Genomic DNA, 15,235 nt, shown 5'->3' with positions numbered 1-15,235 from the left:
GGTTTCGTCTCGTTGCATTTCAACCGGGCTGTACGGAAGGCAGCGGCTGGATGGCCCTGGCGCGCTGCTCTACACCGCGCAACAGGAAGGTCGCGATGGCCGAGACAAGCAACAGGCCGCCGAACAGCATCAAGCCCGTGGCCTGCGAGCCGGTGGCATCCTTGATCCACCCGACCACGAAGGTGGCGGCAAACCCGCCGAGATTGGCAATCGAATTGATCAGCGCGATGCCCGCGGCAGCGGCGGTGCCCGAGAGGAACAGGCTGGGCAGGCACCAGAACACCGGGAACGATGCAAAGGCGAATGCGTTGGCAACAGTGAGCAGCACCAGTGAAAGCACGAGGCTGTGGGTGCTCTGCGCTGTTGCGATCAACGCGATGCCGGTGATCACGAGGGTCACGGTCAGGTGACCCCAGCGCTCCTTCCTGCGATCAGAGCTTGCGGAGACCACCAGCATCAGCACGATGGCCGCAACGCTCGGAATGGCGGTCATCCAACCGATCGTGAAGGCACTGCCCGCACCGGCCTCCTTCAGCATGGAAGGCAACCAGAAGCTCACGATGTAGGTCGCGACGGCGATCGTCATGTCGATGAACCCGAGCAGCCAGATCTTCGGATCCCTGAATGCCTGCATCGCGTCGTGCTTCTGCTCGGGCTCGGCATGCTTCTTCAGTTCCGCTTCAAGGTGATTCCTTTCGCTGTCATTCAGCCACCGGGCCGAGCGAATGTTGTTGGGCAGGACCATGAACAGCGCAACGCCGAGCACCACCGAGGGAATGGCTTCCAGCAGGAACAGCCACTGCCACCCTGCCCAGCCATTCACACCGTGGAAGGCGGTCATGATCCAACCGGACAGCGGCCCGCCCAGCACGCTGGCCAGCGGCAGGCCGACGAGGAACAGGCCGAAGATGCGGCCCCGTCGCCTGGCCGGGTACCACAGCGTGAGGTAGTAGAGGATGCCGGGGAGAAAGCCGGCCTCCGCCGCACCGAGCAGGAAGCGCACGAGATAGAACTGCGTCGGGGTCTGCACCAGCATCGTGGCGGCCGACAGCAGCCCCCAGGTGACCATGATGCGGCCCAGCCAGATCCGGGCGCCGACGCGGCTCAGGATGATGTTGCTCGGCACCTCCAGCAGGATGTAGCCGATGAAGAAGAGACCCGCGCCCAGGCCGTACACCGTATCGCTGAACTTGAGCTGGTCGAGCATCTGCAGCTTGGCGATGCCGACGTTGATCCGGTCCAGGTACGCCGCGAAGTAGCAGAGGCAGAAGAACGGAATCAAGCGCAAGCTGACCTTGCGATAGATCGCTTCCGAGGTTGCGGAATCGACCACGCCGGTCGTATTTCTCATCACAGCTGGCTGCATGTGTGTCTCCAGTTCTGGAATCCGTCATGCCGACGGAGGATTCGATCTTATTGGGTCACCCATTAAGGTGCTTGCGAATTCTCCGGTCTTTGTTCGATGGCGTCAAGGCGATGCGTGCAGCTGTCGTCTCGCTGTGTCAGTTTTCCAGCGCACGCTTGCGGCTCTCCGGCAAGGCGAGCATCGCCAGCGCCGTGATGACACTCGTGCCCGCGACATACCAGGCCGGCGCAGCCGGGTTGCCTGTCACGCCGATCAACCAGGTCACGACGAACTGGGTGGTGCCGCCGAACAGGGACACGCCCACCGCATAGGCGATGGACAGGCCGGTCGCACGAATGCCGCGCGGCAGCAGTTCAGGGATCGCGACGAGCGATGCGCCGCCGCTCAAGGCCGTCAGTGCCGCAAGCACCGTCGTCACCGACAGCAGCAACGGCACGCTCGGGAATGCAATCAGCAGCATGAACGCCGGCAGCGTGAGAACCGCCGTCGCAATGCGGGGCCACAGCATCACGGGCTTGCGGCCGTAGCGATCGCACAGCCAGCCACCCAGCAACGCGAACACCAGCGTGGCGAGGCCCACCATCACCGTGGCGCCCATTGCGATCAACGGCGGGAACTTGAGCGTCGTGATGGCATAGGTCGTCATGTAGTTGCCCACATAGTTCGACACCGTCCCGCCGAGGATCACCAGCACAGCCAGCACGATGATCCTGCGGTGGTGCCAGAGGCCGCGCATGCCGACGCTGGTGGCAGGAGCGGCTTCGCGGTGCAGGGTTTCGGGCATCTCGCGCCGCAGGTAGAAGGCGATCGGCACCAGCAGCAGGCCGACCGCGAACGGCACGCGCCAGCCCCAGCTTTGCAGCTCCTCGGGCGTCAGCAAGGCGATCATCGCGACGCCGAACACACCCGCGACCAAGGTCGCGATGCCCTGGCTGGCCGATTGCCAACTCGCATAGAGACCGCGCTGGTGGGCCGGCGCCGACTCGATGAGGAACGCGCTCGACGGGCCGACTTCACCGCCGAGCGCCAGGCCCTGGACCAGCCGGCACAACACGACGATGACGGGCGCGGCCATGCCGATGGCCGCGTAGGAAGGCGTCAGCGTCATGCCGAGCGTTCCCACCGTGATCAACCCGATGGTCAACAGCATGGCCGGCTTGCGCCCTGCCCTGTCGGCATACGCGCCGATCAGCACGCCGCCCAGCGGGCGCGAGACAAAGCCGACGCCGAACACGGCCACCGACAGCAGCAGGCTCCCGAGCGGCGTCGAGGCCGGGAAGAAGGTCTTGCCGATGTAGACCGCGAAGAATGCGTAGGTGACGAAGTCGTAGAACTCCAGCGCGTTGCCGGCCACGGTGGCGGCAACGATCCGCTTCGGGATGGCGCTCGACGCGGCGGGTGGGTCCGCGGACTCAACAGGCGACCGGGTCGCGGAGGCCGTCCGCGCAAGGTTGATCGGCATGGCAGTGGCGTTCATGGTCGTGGGCTTTCGCGAAAGGATGGATGGCAAGCTGTGATGCAACGCTCACGCGCACAGGAAGCGCGCGACGAGCAGCGACCAGTACGCCGCGCCAACCGCGATGTTCTCGTCGTTGAAGTCGTAGCCGGGGTTGTGGACCATGCAGGCACCGGCGCTGTCGCCGTCGCCGTCGCCGTTGCCGATGAGGAGGTAGCTGCCCGGCACCCGTTCGAGCATGAAGGCGAAGTCTTCGCTGCCCGTCAACGCGGGGCCCTGCGGCGTGACGGCTGCCTCGCCCACCAATTCGACGCCGACGGCGCGCGCGAACGCGGTCTCGGCCGGTGTATTGACCAGCACGCAATAGCCGGTGCGCCAGGCGATGTCCGCCGTCAGGCCATAACTCTCGGCTTGCGCCCGCACGATCGCCTTGATGCGGCGCTCCAGCATGCTGCGCACCTCGCGGTCCAGCGCACGCACGCTCAGTTCCATCGTGGCACTGGCCGGAATCACGTTGTTGGCCACGCCGGCATGCAACGCACCCACGGTAACCACCGCCATCTGCAGCGGGTCGACATTGCGCGACACCACGGTCTGCAAGGCCATGACGATGCTCGATGCCGCGACCACCGGGTCGATGGCCTTGTGCGGCATCGCGCCATGGCCGCCAACACCATGCAAGGTGATCGTCGCGTAGTCGCTCGAAGCCGCGCCGGGGCCTTCACGGAACACCAGGTGCCCCTGCGCGATGCCGGGCATGTTGTGCATCGCGAAGACCGCGTCGCAGGGATAGCGCTCGAACAGGCCGTCCTCGATCATGCGCAGGGCGCCGCCACCGCCCTCCTCCGCCGGCTGGAAGATCAGGTTCAGGGTGCCCTCGAAGGTGTCGTTCTGCGCCAGGTCGCGCGCCGCCGCCAGCAGCATCGCGGTGTGACCGTCGTGGCCGCAGGCATGCATCACGCCGGGGCGCTGGCTGGTCCATTCGGTACCGCTGGCTTCGATGATCGGCAGGGCGTCCATGTCCGCACGCAGGCCGAGGCGCTTCGACCCGTTGCCGCGCACGAGTTGCCCGACCACACCCGTGCCGCCGATGTTGCGCTCGACGCGATAGCCCCAACCCTCGAGCTTGGCCGCCACCAGCGCCGCCGTGCGGTGCTCCTCGAACGCGAGTTCGGGCTGGCTGTGGATGTCGCGGCGCAAGCGGATGAACTCGCCGATCTGCATTTCCATCGCGCTGGCCAGATAGGCCCCTGCTGCTTGACTGTCGTACATGGTGTTTCCTTCGGGTGTGGGTGGGCCCGAAGCGAAAGACCTCGGGCATGCCGCAACTCTAGGAATCCGGAAGCATCCAGTCCAATGCATTGTTTCTGGGGGTACGATGCCTTCACCGCATGGATCCAGGAGGCGCGCGCATGACACTCGTCCAACTCAGGCATCTTCTCGCCCTGGCAGAAACCGGTTCGTTCACTCGTGCCGCGGAAGCGGTCTTCCTGACGCAGCCTGCTTTCAGCCGCAGCATCCGCACGCTGGAGGACGAACTCGGCCAGCCCCTGTTCGACCGCGTCGGCAAGCGCAGCGAGGTGACGCCTTTCGGGCGCGAGATCGTGGCGCGGGCGAAGTACCTGGTGTTCGACGCCGACGAACTCGCCGCCAGCGGGCGCAACATGAGCGAGGGCCGCAGCGGCACCGTGCGCATCGGCATGGGCTCGGGACCGGGCGCCATCCTGATGACACCGCTGCTGATGGAGATGACCACACGGCATCCCACCATCCACATCGATGTGGCACGCGGCGACACCTCGTCGCTCGTCCATGCACTGCGCGAACGCAAGCTCGATGCGCTGGTGGTCGACGTGCGCTCGCTGTCGCCGGGACCGGACCTCCGGATCTCGACCCTGGTCGAGATGCGTGGCGCGGTGATGTGCCGGCCAGGCCATCCATTGACGCGCTGGAAGGGCGCGCTGCGGTTCGCGGTGCTGCGGCAGTATCCGATCGCCTCGACGCCCCTGAGCGACGAGGCGGCGCGTGCCATGGTCGAGCGCTACGGCAACGCCGCGCATCCGCAAGAGTGCGTCACCGTGCGTTGCGAGGAAATTCCCAGCCTGGTGGAGGTGGCGCGAAACAGCGACGCCCTGCTGCTGGCCATCCGCGCGGCAGCGCCCGACCTGATCGAACTGCCGCTCAAGCCGCCCCTGTCCACCATGGCACGCTTCGGCCTCGTGACCCTGTCACGCCGCTCCGAGGCGCCGGCGCTATCGATCGTTCGGGAACTGATGGAGAAGTTGATGCACGACTGAGCTACTCGTGCGAGCGCTTCTCCGCGACCTGGCGCAGGTAGATGGTCCGCAGGCGCAGCAGGTGGCCGCGCATCCGCTCGCCGGCAGCCTCGGAGTCGCGCGACCGGAGGTGGCCAAGCAACTGGCGGCGCAAGGGCATCACGGACCGATTCGACGTGGGACCGACTTCATCGACAAAGCGCTGGGTGATCGCGGTGACCGCCTCTGTCAGCGTGACGAGCAGGGGATTGCGGGTCATGCGGGCCAGCATGCGATGGAATTCGAGATTGATCGCCGTGCGCCGCGAAAAATCGTTGTCACGCGCAGCCTGCTCGGCGAGCTTGACGTTTTCTTCCAGCGCATCGATCTCCTCAACGGTACAGCGCTTGCATGCGAGCTGCACCACTTCCACGCCGATCAGGATGCGCACCTCGGTCAGGTGTTCGGGCTGGATCGTGCCCAGCGAATACAGGTCGGAGATGCCCGCCAGCACCGCGTCGCCGCCGCCATCACGGATGAAGGCACCGCCGGCTGCACCCTTCTTCATCTCGAGCAAGCCGCTGTCGACCAGCGAGTGCAAGCCCTGTCGTACCGAGTTGCGGCTGACGCTAAACTGCTCCGCGAGCTCGCGCTCGGAGGGCAGGCGATCACCCGCCTTCAACTGGTGGGTCGAGAGCAGGTTCCGGATCTGTGCCTGAATCTCCTCGGCCGGACGTGTCCCCACCACCGGTGTGAATCGCATTGCCGACTTGACCACGGCTGGTTGCTTCTCTTTCATCCCGACCTTCCATGCAATTGCGCTGTCAACCCATGATTTTCATGTCGATGTTAACGACCGGACCATGCCACGCATAAAGCAGGAGACCGCTTCGAATGCGCCGACTCGCGTGAGCCCGGGCAGTGCACGCTCGGTGCTGCTGACCCTGCTCGGCGAATTCGTTCATCCGACCCACGAGTCGACTTGGACCTCGACCCTGCTCTATGCGTTCCACGGTATCGGCATCGCCGAGAAGTCGGCCCGGCAGGCCATCGCCCGGGCCGCAGCCGCAGGCTGGATCGAGAACGACCGCGAGGGCCGCCGCGCCTCGTGGCGCCTCACCGCCAGCGCCGATGCACTGATCACCGAAGGGTCGCGGCGCGTGCGTGGCATTCGCAGCAGCGTCGATTCCTGGCAAGGCGAATGGGTGGTGCTCTACATCTCGCTGCCGGAGACGCGTCGCGCGGATCGACTGCGTGTCTACCGCGCGCTGAGCTGGCTCGGCTTCGGCAACCCGACGCCAGGCCTCTGGATCTGCCCGCATGCGGATCGCGCGGAGGCCGCACGCAAGATGGTCGAGGAGATGGGCCTCACGGGACACACCATCGCGCTGAATGCGCAGTCGTTGGGCTTTGGCGTGTCCGAGCGCGCCCTGGTCGCGCAGGCCTGGGACCTGCAGTCGATCTCCTCGCACTACGACGAATTGGTCAAACGATTCGGCGGCCTTCGGCCTCGCAGCGACGAGGCAACCTTCTTCGCACACATCGAACTGGTGAACGAACTGCAGCGTCTCCCCTCGATCGACCCCGGCCTGCCCGTGCCCTTGCTGCCCGCCGATTGGCAAGGCACGCGCGCCGCCAATCGCCTCAACGAGCTGCGCGCCAGGTGGCGAGACGCTGCCCATGCGCACTGGCGCAGTGTCTCGCGCGAGCACGACTAGAAGATCAATCGCCGCCCCAGCGTTTCGGCAGATCGCGCTTCAGGATCTTGCCCGTGGCATTGGTGGGCAAGGGTCCGTCGTGCAGCCACCAGCGCGAGGGCACTTCGAACTTGCCGAGGTTGGCAAGCGCATGTTCGCGCAGTTGCTCAACGGTGACCGGCATGTCGTCGCGCAAGACCACGACGGCGCCGACCTCCTCGCCCAAGTCCGCATGCGCCAACGGCACGACCGCAGCCTCCAGCACCGATGGATGAGTCAGCAAGGCATGCTCCACGTGTGCGCAAGCGATGTTCTCGCCGCCACGAATGATGATGTCCTTCGACCGACCCACGACGTAGAGGTAGTCACCCTCGATGCGCCCGAGGTCACCGGTCTTCACCCAACCGTCGGCATCCGCGATCGGCGTGGCATCGCGCCAGTAGCCCATCGTCACGGTCGGTGTGCGCGCGAAGATTTCTCCGACGCCGCCCGGGTCGGGCGCGTCGATGCGAAGTTCCACCACGGGCAAGGCGCGGCCAACGCAGCCGGGGCGCCCTCTGACATCGTCGGCCGAACCCGCGGCGAGCACGCCACCTGCCTCGGTCAGGCCATAGAGGCTGCCGACGCTCTTCTTCGTCGCCGGAAAGGCGCGCTGCACCTTCGCGCGCAACTCCGCAGAGATGGCGGCGCCCCCCATCGGGATCGAGCGCAGGCTGGAGGTATCGAAGGAATCGAAGTCTTCGAAGTCGACGACGCGCGAGACCATCGTCGGGATGCTTCCCCACACGCGCACCTTCTCGCGCTGGATCAGGCCCAGCACCTTGCCAGGGTCGAAACGCCCTTCCAGGAACACCAGCGCCCCGCCGGAGAGCAAGGTCGAGAAGCTGATCTGAATCCCGGCGAGGTGGAACAGCGGCACCGACAGTAGGCTGACCGTGCCGGGCTTGTCCACTGGCAGTTCGCTGGGCAGACGTCCAGTCAGCACGAGGAGGTTCTGGATGTTCGCCACCACGCCCCGGTGCGACATCATCACCCCCTTGGCGGCGCCTGTGGTCCCGGAACTGAACATGATGATGGCGATGTCGTCTTCGCTGACTTGCGGAGTCGGAGGCTGGGCCACCTGCTCGCTCGAATCGACGACTGCCCGCAGCGCGCGAATGTCGATCGGGCGGAATCGTTCGTCGATCGCGTGCGCGCCACTGCGATCGGTCAGCACCGCGGCGGGTTCGATGAGCGCGAGCGCCGCGCGGGTTTCATCGTCGCTCCACCATGCGTTGGCCAGGACCGCCACGCCTCCGAGCGATTGCACGGCCCAGAACGACGCCAGCCACTCCACGCTGTTGTAGCCGAGCAGCGCCACGCGGTCGCCTTGCCGGATGCCGCGCGCCAGCAGGTGGCCGGCGACGCGATGAACGGCCGCCTCGAAATCGACAAAGCTGAGCCGTCGTTCGCCCTCGATGAGGAAAGCCCGCGTACCCCAGCGTCGCGCGTCATGCAGCAGCTCGGGCAGAGAACGCGGCCGCTGTGCGTAAACGCGGCTGGAGTGGCCGGCGACCACACCTGCCTCCACGCTGCGACCCCACCGTTGCTGTGGTTGCGCGCCGCGCCGCTGCGCGTCCATGTTCTGCGTCGTGGAGGTCACTTCGGCGGTGCTCATGCCGTGGCCTCGCGGGCGCCAGCAAGCGCTTCGATTTCCTGCTCTCCATAGCCAAGCTCCGCCAGCACGACACGTGTGTGCTGGCCGGACTCTGGTGGCGGCGGCACCTCACCGCGGTTGACACCGTCGAAGCGCAATGGCGCATCGACCGACCGGACGTCGTCCACCGTCACCCAGGCACCGATCGCGTCGGCCTGCCTGTCATCCATCACCTCCGCCGGCGTCTGGATCGGCGCCCACCAGACATCGTGCGCATCGAACTTCTCAACCCAGTGCGCGAGCGGCTGCGCATTGAAAGCCTGGTCCAGCAGTGCAATCAATGCCCTGCTGTTCTGCGCAATCCCGCGTGCGTCTCGGAAGCGCTCGTCCTCCACCAGGTCGGCCCGGTCGATGGCTCTCAGCACCGGGCCGACATGCCGCTTCGCCTCGACGCCGACGAGAAAGAACCAGTGATCGTCCGAAGTGCGGTAAGAGTTATAGAGCGGCGTGCGGGTCTCGTCGCGCGGCTTGGGCGGGCGCGGGTTGCCACCGAGCGCCTGCTGCCCCAACTCGCCTGCCAGCGCCCACATGCCGGTGCGCATCAGTGAAGCCTCGACGAAGCGGCCGCGGCCGGTTTGCTGCCGGTCCATCAGCGCGACCAGCACGCCCGATGCGGCCGTCATGGCGGTGAATGCATCGCCGATGCCCTGCAGCAATGCCGCGGGTGGCGTGCCGGCGGTCGTGATCTCGTGCGCGATGCCGGTGCGACCATAGAACGCAGCAATGTCGTAGCCGGGCCGATCCTGGTCGGGGCCGCCCCAGCCATAGGCGCTGAGTGCGCAATACACCAGGCGCGGGTAGCGTTCGCACACCTCCTTGTTGCCAAGCCCCAGGCGCTGTAGCGCGTCAGGCCGGAGGTTGGTCAGCAGCACATCGGCGTTCTCGAGGAGCCGGTCCAGCGCCGCACGGCCCTGCTCCGTCTTGACCTCCAGCTCGATCGATCGCTTGCCGCGATTGGCCGCGATGAACGCGCCGTTGGGCGTGCCCTTGCGTGCACCCATCGAAGCAAAGATGGTGCGCATCGGCTCGCCGCCCGGCGGCTCCACCTTGATGACGTCGGCGCCCCAGTCCGACAGCAGGCCGGCTGCCAGCGGACCGGCCATCCAGTGGGCAAGCTCGACCACTCGAATGCCGCGCAGGGGTTTGACAGCCGAATGATCGGCAATGGGGTCAGAGGTTTTGTTCATGGATTTCATGCTACATACAATTGACGTAAATATCAATCGTTGTATCATGAAGGCAGCCGCACCCGGCACCCGACCCCTTACCCGGAGCACTGAATGACTGACCCGTTGATCGTCGAAAAAGAAGGCCCCGTCGCGCGCCTCATCCTCAACCGTCCCGAGAAGCACAACGCCATGCGCTTCGCCGACCTCGACGTGCTGGTCGAGGCGCTGCATGATGCGGAGGACGATGACGACATCAAGGTCATCGTGCTGAAGGGCAACGGGCCGTCGTTCTGCGCCGGCCACGACTACAACGACGCGATCCGCTCGTACGGACTGGAGGGCGATGGCAGCGGCGCCAAGCCACGTCGCCCCAGCCAGCGCTCGCGCCTGATGCGCGACCGCAAGCTCGGGGCGAACTACATGGCGTTCCAGAATTCGCTGAAGCCGGTCATTGCACAGGTCCATGGGCACTGCACCGGCGCGGGTCTCTACCTCGTCGAACTGGTCGACCTGGCGATCGCTTCCGAGGACGCATGCTTCAGCCATGCCGAGCAGCGCCTGGGCCTGGCCGGCAACACCTGGCACCTCAACAGCCAGATCCTCATGTACGGCGCCAAGAAGGCGCGCGAACTCCTGCTGCTGGGCGACACCTTCGACGGGCCGGAGGCCGAGCGCATGGGCCTCGTCAATCGAGCTGTGCCGCTGGTAGAACTCGAATCGACCGTGGAAGCATGGGCGCAGAAGATCAGCAAGCATGCACGCGACGCGCTGGTCACCGGCAAGGCGATGCATCAGATGGCACTCGACAGCCTCGGCGCGAGCCAGCAGTTCTACCGTGGCTATGTGGGCCACACGCTCGGCACCAACCTGCGCTTCGAAAGCGACGAATTCAACTTCCTGCGCGAGCGCCGACAGGAAGGCACCACCTCCACCTTCAAGAACCGCGACAAGCGCTTCGCCGAATGACCCACGCATCCACCCTCGAGCACACCATGGAACTCCACGTCACCGAAGCCTCCGTCGAGGACCACGTCGGCATCGTTCGCCTGAACCGCCCTGAGCGCGGCAACTCGTGGACCACGCGCATGAATGCGGAATACCGCTGGTTGATGCAGTCGATGGAAGACAACCCCGAGGTGCGCGTGATCCTGGTCACGGGCGCCGGCAAGCAGTTCTGCGTCGGCGCCGATTTCAAGGCGCTGGACCATTACAAGGCCAGCGACAAGGACTATGTCGAGAGCAGCCGCAACGAGGAAATGGCCAGGCCCGGCCATGGCGTTCGGGATGAGTTCGATCACGAACTGGTGTGGCACTGGGGCTTGTCCAAGCCCGTGATTGCAGCGGTCAATGGCGCGTGCGCAGGCATCGCGGTCGCGCTTACGGCGTTCTGCGACTTGCGCTATGCCGCGGCAGGCGCCAAGTTCACGACCTCGACGCCCCGGCTTGGCCTGCCCGCGGAATACGGGCTCTCCTGGGTGCTGCCGCGCATCGTCGGCCTCACGCGTGCGGCCGACGTGCTGCTGAGCGGCCGCGTGTTCCGCGCGGAGGAGATGCTGGCGATGGGTTTTCTCAACGGCGTGTTGCCTGCGGAGGACTTCGCGGCTTCGGCCCTGCAAGTCGCCAAGGACATGGCGAGCAGCGTGTCGCCCGCCGCCGTGAAGGCGGCCAAGCGACAGCTCTATGCGGAGCAGATGCACCTCGACCCTGGCCGCTCGGTCGAAGACTCCAAGGTGCTCACCGGCACGCTTCTCAAGCAGGCCGATTTCCGGGAAGGCGTGGCTGCAGCGCAAGAAAAAAGGGCGCCGAAGTTTGGCGCCCTTGCAAGCTGAAAGTCTTCTTGGCCGGTCGCGTCCGGCCCGCCTCCCTCAACGCTCCTTGAGATTTCCGCTCGCGACCAGCTTCTTCGCGGTCTCGACGTCGCGCACGAGGCTCGCGGCAAAGGCCTTCGAATCGAGCAGTTCCGGCACCATGCCCGAGCGGCTCATGAAGTCCGCCATGCGCTGTGATGTCGCCACCTTCGAGATCTCGCCCTGCAGCTTGTCGAGCCGATCTCTCGGCAGTCCGGCCGGGGCGAAGAAGCCATACCAGACGCTGGCCTGGAAGTCCTTCTGGCCAATGCTTTCGGCGAGGGTTGGCACATCGGGCATTTCCGGCAGGCGTTCACGGGAGCCCACTGCGAGCGCGCGCAACGAGCCCGCCTTGATCTGCTGCGAGGCCGCGGTCACCGACACCAGGCTGACCAGCACGTTGCCGGACATCACATCCGTCAGCGCCTGCCCGGTGGCCTTGTAGCGCACCTCCTCGAGCTTGAGGCCGGTGGCCTGGTTCAGCAGCTCACCATAGACCTCGCCCGGAGAGCCGACGCCAGCCGAGGCGTAGTTCGCCTGTTCGGGATGCTTGCGCACGTAGTCCTTCATCTGCTGGAAGTTCGTGAACGGCGACTTTCCCGAGGTGATCAGCACGAGGGGCACGGCACCGACCCTGGCGATCGGCACGAAGCTCTTCAGGGCGTCATAAGGCGGCTTGGACATGGCCTGCGGAGACGTCACGAAAGGCGGATTGGCAGTGAACAACAGCGAATAGCCATCGGCCGGCGCACGCGCCATGTAGGCCGTGCCGATCGCGCCGGCTGCGCCTTCGCGGTTCTCCACGAACACAGGCACCCCAAGCGGCTGGCCCAACTGCTGGGCGAACTCGCGTGCCAGCAGGTCGAGCCCATTGCCTGCCGAATAAGGCACGACGATCGCGATCTTTTCGGACGGATAAGCCTGGGCATGTGCAACGCCGGTGGTGCCGACCAGCGCGCATGCGAAACCCAGGACGGTGAGCATCTTCTTCATTTTTGTCTCCTTTGGGTTTGCAGGTCAGGCCCGCACGCTCTCGCGCACCGGCTTGACGAAGGGCTGCGGCGTGATGCCACCCTGCCGGATGCTCTCGCGCAAGGCGAACTTCTGGATCTTTCCGGACGACGTCGTCGGGAACGCATCCACATAGAACCATTGCGCCGGCGTCTTGTAGGCCGCAAGCGATTTGCGGCAATGCACGTGCAACTCGACGGCGTCCGGGGGCGGCAGGCGCGGATCCAGCACGACAACTGCGGCAACGACCTCGCCCCACCTCGGATCCGGTACACCGACGACGCTGGCTTCGCGCACGCTCGGATGTGTGGTCAGCACGTCTTCTATCTCTCGCGGGTAGACGTTTTCGCCACCACGGATGATGCAATCCTTGAGGCGCCCCGTGATGCGCAAATATCCGGCGGCATCCATCGTGGCCTGGTCTCCGGTCTTCAGCCATCCGTCAGGCGTGATCGCCTGTTCCGAGGCCTGGGCCGCGTTGAAATATCCGAGCATGGTCTGGTAGCCACGCGCCCAGATCTCGCCCGGCTCGCCCAGCGGAAGCACGGCGCCCGTCTCCGGGTCGACGATCTTGACTTCCATTTGCGGCGCGGGTTGACCGATCGTGGTCGCCTGCCGTTCGGCCTCGTCGTCGGGGCGGGTCTGGCAAATGACGCCGTTGAGTTCGGTCTGGCCGAAAGTGATGGTGAAATTGCATCCGAAGGTGGCGCTGGCACGCCGCACCAGGGCCGCCGGCACCGAGGAACCGCCGCTCATCACCGTCTTCAGCGATGAGAGGTCACGGTCCGCCAGCATTGGATGCTCCAGCATGGCGAGCAGCATCGTTGGCACCGCGTGCACATGCTGCACCCGCTCGCTCTCGATCAGGTCGAGCATCACGCCCGCGTCGAAGCTCGGCAGCAGCACGAAAGTGCCGCGACGCGAGAATGCGCCGATCTCACTGCCCGCGCATCCGCCCACGTGGAAAAGCGGCATGGCACTCGCCCAGGGCGCACCTTCGGCCACGCCGGCACGCTGCGCCGCGAAGCGCGCCGCGTTGATGACGCCGCGATGGTGCAGGCAGGCGCCCTTGGGCTTGCCCGTCGTGCCGGAGGTGAACTGGATCTGGATCATGTCGCCCGGAGCGACAGGCGGCAGTTCGATCGCTGGATCGCTGTCAGCGATGAAGGCATTCCAATCGGAGAAGGAAATGACTTCGCGCAGCTGCGGCAACTCGGGGCGAATCGCGCGAATCACGCCCGTCATGTCGGTGTCGCGATAGCGGTCGGTGTGGAAAATCCCGGCTGCCTTGGCCGTGCCAAGCACGTGCGCCAGCTCCGCCGCGAGGTAGGCAGGATTCACCGTGACGAGCACCAGGCCGGCCAACGCCGCACCATGCTGCAGCAGCACCCATTCGGCGGAGTTGGCGGACCAGACTGCGACCCGTTCGCCCGGTTGGAATCGCTGCACCAGCGCCCGTGCAACGACCTCCGCCGACTCGAGCAACTGCAGGTAGGTCCAGCGCCGACGCGCGCTCGAGTCGGGCACGCCTTCCACGAAGGCGACGCGGTCCGGCACTTCGATGGCGAGTTCCCGCAACAGGTCACCCAGCGTCGTGTCCATGACCTCTGCCGAAGTGTCGGCGCTCCAGTACGAGTCGGTGAGGCATACGTCGCGTGGCATCCGGTGGGTCTCCTGCGATTGATTTAATGGGTGACCCATTTATTGGACATCCGAATGGCCTTGGAGTCAAGCCATCCCGTCGACTGGACCGCCTGGCTACTTGGGCACGGCACCCGCCATCGCCAGCAGGTCGCGTGCACGCTTGTCCCCATCCACGATCTCGACCGAGAACTGCCGGGCGCCCGCGTTGGACGCCTCCGCATCGGTCTGGGCGAACACGGTCTCGACCGCGGGCGACCGGGTCGCGGTCTCGATCTCACGCTGGAGCCGGTCCACGACATCGGCTGGCGTGCCCTTCGGCGCAAGAAAGCCGAACCACACATAGGCTTCGTAGCCTGGTTGCTTCAGGACCTCGGCAAACGTCGGAACCCCGGGCAGCTTCGCCACGCGCTTCGACGAGCCCACTGCGAGGGCGCGCAGCTTCCTTTCCTGCAACTGTGGCAACACGCCGGAGAGCGACGGCAAGTACAGCTGGACCTGGCCGGCCATGGTGTCCGTCGTTGCCGTCGCCGTGCTCTTGTAGGGGACGTGGGTTCCGGTGACGCCAAGGTCCTTGAGCAGTCTTTCCGCATACAAGTGGCTTGGCGTTCCCACGCCCGACGACGCGAAGTTCAGTTGTCCGGGATTCGCCTTCGCAAACGCCACCAGGTCGCCCAGGTCCTTGAACTTCGAGTTCTCCGGGACCACCAGCACGTGGGGAGACCTCGCGACCTTGGCAACGGCTGCGAACGCATTCGCCGGATCGTAGGTCTGCCCTGCCTGCATGTACGGCGTGGTCAGGAACGGGTACTCGGCCGTGAACAGGATCGAACGTCCGTTGGGTGTCGCCCGTGCTGCGGCCATGGTTCCGATGAGACCACCAGCGCCCTCCTTGTTGTCGACGACGACGGGCGCATTCAGTTGCTGACCCATCTGCGCGGCATAGCTGCGCGCCATGATGTCCAGGCCGTTGCCGGTACCGAAGGGCACGATGATCGTCACCGGGCCATCCGGCCAGTTCTTCTGGGCCATGGCCGGCGCCAGCAGCGCAGCGCCCATCATGAAACCTGCGAGCGCCCGTTTGAAAAATCTCATGT

The 15,235-nt window shown here is 65.7% G+C and carries 13 protein-coding genes; 4 read left to right on the top strand and 9 right to left on the bottom strand.

What is annotated here, in order from left to right; all coding sequences use genetic code 11:
- Nucleotides 1–19: 19 nt before the first annotated feature.
- From WKW82_RS31670 to WKW82_RS31660, 3 genes are all read right to left on the bottom strand, one after another.
- Nucleotides 20–1,366, bottom strand: a complete 1,347-nt coding sequence (locus WKW82_RS31670; protein WP_340346784.1) for an MFS transporter — start codon at nt 1,364–1,366, stop codon at nt 20–22.
- 136 nt (nt 1,367–1,502) lie between these two features.
- On the bottom strand, nt 1,503–2,843 hold the full coding sequence (locus WKW82_RS31665) for an MFS transporter (RefSeq protein ID WP_340346783.1): 1,341 nt from the start codon (nt 2,841–2,843) through the stop codon (nt 1,503–1,505).
- A 48-nt stretch (nt 2,844–2,891) separates the two neighbouring features.
- On the bottom strand, nt 2,892–4,052 hold the full coding sequence (locus WKW82_RS31660) for a M20 aminoacylase family protein (RefSeq protein ID WP_340346811.1): 1,161 nt from the start codon (nt 4,050–4,052) through the stop codon (nt 2,892–2,894).
- 182 nt (nt 4,053–4,234) lie between these two features.
- Between WKW82_RS31660 and WKW82_RS31655 the strand changes: the two genes are divergently transcribed.
- Nucleotides 4,235–5,119 carry a LysR family transcriptional regulator gene (locus WKW82_RS31655; RefSeq protein ID WP_340346782.1) on the top strand — a complete coding sequence of 295 codons (885 nt, stop codon included), beginning with the start codon at nt 4,235–4,237 and terminating at the stop codon, nt 5,117–5,119.
- Between the two features lies 1 nt (nt 5,120).
- Here the strand turns inward: WKW82_RS31655 and WKW82_RS31650 are convergent, their stop codons facing one another.
- Nucleotides 5,121–5,876: a FadR/GntR family transcriptional regulator gene (locus WKW82_RS31650; RefSeq protein ID WP_340346780.1), complete on the bottom strand. Its 756-nt coding sequence runs from the start codon at nt 5,874–5,876 to the stop codon at nt 5,121–5,123.
- Nucleotides 5,877–5,940: 64 nt separating this feature from the next.
- Between WKW82_RS31650 and WKW82_RS31645 the strand changes: the two genes are divergently transcribed.
- Nucleotides 5,941–6,795: a PaaX family transcriptional regulator gene (locus WKW82_RS31645; RefSeq protein ID WP_340346778.1), complete on the top strand. Its 855-nt coding sequence runs from the start codon at nt 5,941–5,943 to the stop codon at nt 6,793–6,795.
- Between the two features lie 4 nt (nt 6,796–6,799).
- On the opposite strand, the gene WKW82_RS31640 is transcribed toward WKW82_RS31645, so the two are convergent.
- Together WKW82_RS31640 and WKW82_RS31635 are read right to left on the bottom strand one after the other, a co-directional pair.
- Nucleotides 6,800–8,431 carry a class I adenylate-forming enzyme family protein gene (locus tag WKW82_RS31640; protein WP_340346777.1) on the bottom strand — a complete coding sequence of 544 codons (1,632 nt, stop codon included), beginning with the start codon at nt 8,429–8,431 and terminating at the stop codon, nt 6,800–6,802.
- The gene (locus tag WKW82_RS31635) at nt 8,428–9,657 is read right to left on the bottom strand and encodes a CaiB/BaiF CoA transferase family protein (protein ID WP_340346776.1); all 1,230 of its coding nucleotides are present in this window, start codon (nt 9,655–9,657) and stop codon (nt 8,428–8,430) included. Before WKW82_RS31635 ends, WKW82_RS31640 begins: the two co-directional genes overlap by 4 nt.
- A 93-nt stretch (nt 9,658–9,750) precedes the next feature.
- Here WKW82_RS31635 and WKW82_RS31630 point away from each other — a divergent pair, with 93 nt between their 5' ends.
- Together WKW82_RS31630 and WKW82_RS31625 are read left to right on the top strand one after the other, a co-directional pair.
- Entirely contained in the window at nt 9,751–10,605 is an 855-nt protein-coding gene (locus tag WKW82_RS31630; protein ID WP_340346774.1) for an enoyl-CoA hydratase/isomerase family protein, read from the top strand.
- 26 nt (nt 10,606–10,631) lie between these two features.
- Nucleotides 10,632–11,468: an enoyl-CoA hydratase-related protein gene (locus WKW82_RS31625; protein ID WP_340346773.1), complete on the top strand. Its 837-nt coding sequence runs from the start codon at nt 10,632–10,634 to the stop codon at nt 11,466–11,468.
- A 36-nt stretch (nt 11,469–11,504) separates the two neighbouring features.
- Here WKW82_RS31625 and WKW82_RS31620 read toward each other — a convergent pair whose 3' ends face one another.
- The 3 genes from WKW82_RS31620 to WKW82_RS31610 form a co-directional block, all read right to left on the bottom strand.
- Entirely contained in the window at nt 11,505–12,479 is a 975-nt protein-coding gene (locus WKW82_RS31620; protein WP_340346771.1) for a Bug family tripartite tricarboxylate transporter substrate binding protein, read from the bottom strand.
- A 24-nt stretch (nt 12,480–12,503) separates the two neighbouring features.
- Nucleotides 12,504–14,159: an AMP-binding protein gene (locus WKW82_RS31615; RefSeq protein WP_340346769.1), complete on the bottom strand. Its 1,656-nt coding sequence runs from the start codon at nt 14,157–14,159 to the stop codon at nt 12,504–12,506.
- A 96-nt stretch (nt 14,160–14,255) separates the two neighbouring features.
- The gene (locus tag WKW82_RS31610; protein WP_340346768.1) at nt 14,256–15,233 is read right to left on the bottom strand and encodes a Bug family tripartite tricarboxylate transporter substrate binding protein; all 978 of its coding nucleotides are present in this window, start codon (nt 15,231–15,233) and stop codon (nt 14,256–14,258) included.
- Nucleotides 15,234–15,235 lie beyond the last annotated feature (2 nt).

The sequence above is a fragment of the Variovorax rhizosphaerae genome (genome assembly GCF_037889975.1).
GTDB classification, from domain to species: domain Bacteria; phylum Pseudomonadota; class Gammaproteobacteria; order Burkholderiales; family Burkholderiaceae_C; genus Variovorax; species Variovorax rhizosphaerae.
The sequence above is the reverse complement of the archived record's forward strand: the minus strand, read 5'-3'. Positions and strand labels throughout refer to the sequence as shown.

Coding starts and splice junctions, on each gene's coding strand:
- WKW82_RS31655 (WP_340346782.1), top strand. CDS start 4,235: ATGACACTCGTCCAACTCAGGCATCTTCTCGCCCTGGCAGAAACCGGT.
- WKW82_RS31635 (WP_340346776.1), bottom strand. CDS start 9,657: ATGAACAAAACCTCTGACCCCATTGCCGATCATTCGGCTGTCAAACCC.
- WKW82_RS31620 (WP_340346771.1), bottom strand. CDS start 12,479: ATGAAGAAGATGCTCACCGTCCTGGGTTTCGCATGCGCGCTGGTCGGC.
- WKW82_RS31660 (WP_340346811.1), bottom strand. CDS start 4,052: ATGGAAATGCAGATCGGCGAGTTCATCCGCTTGCGCCGCGACATCCAC.
- WKW82_RS31650 (WP_340346780.1), bottom strand. CDS start 5,876: ATGAAAGAGAAGCAACCAGCCGTGGTCAAGTCGGCAATGCGATTCACA.
- WKW82_RS31615 (WP_340346769.1), bottom strand. CDS start 14,159: ATGCCACGCGACGTATGCCTCACCGACTCGTACTGGAGCGCCGACACT.
- WKW82_RS31630 (WP_340346774.1), top strand. CDS start 9,751: ATGACTGACCCGTTGATCGTCGAAAAAGAAGGCCCCGTCGCGCGCCTC.
- WKW82_RS31665 (WP_340346783.1), bottom strand. CDS start 2,843: ATGAACGCCACTGCCATGCCGATCAACCTTGCGCGGACGGCCTCCGCG.
- WKW82_RS31610 (WP_340346768.1), bottom strand. CDS start 15,233: ATGAGATTTTTCAAACGGGCGCTCGCAGGTTTCATGATGGGCGCTGCG.
- WKW82_RS31640 (WP_340346777.1), bottom strand. CDS start 8,431: ATGAGCACCGCCGAAGTGACCTCCACGACGCAGAACATGGACGCGCAG.
- WKW82_RS31670 (WP_340346784.1), bottom strand. CDS start 1,366: ATGCAGCCAGCTGTGATGAGAAATACGACCGGCGTGGTCGATTCCGCA.
- WKW82_RS31645 (WP_340346778.1), top strand. CDS start 5,941: ATGCCACGCATAAAGCAGGAGACCGCTTCGAATGCGCCGACTCGCGTG.
- WKW82_RS31625 (WP_340346773.1), top strand. CDS start 10,632: ATGGAACTCCACGTCACCGAAGCCTCCGTCGAGGACCACGTCGGCATC.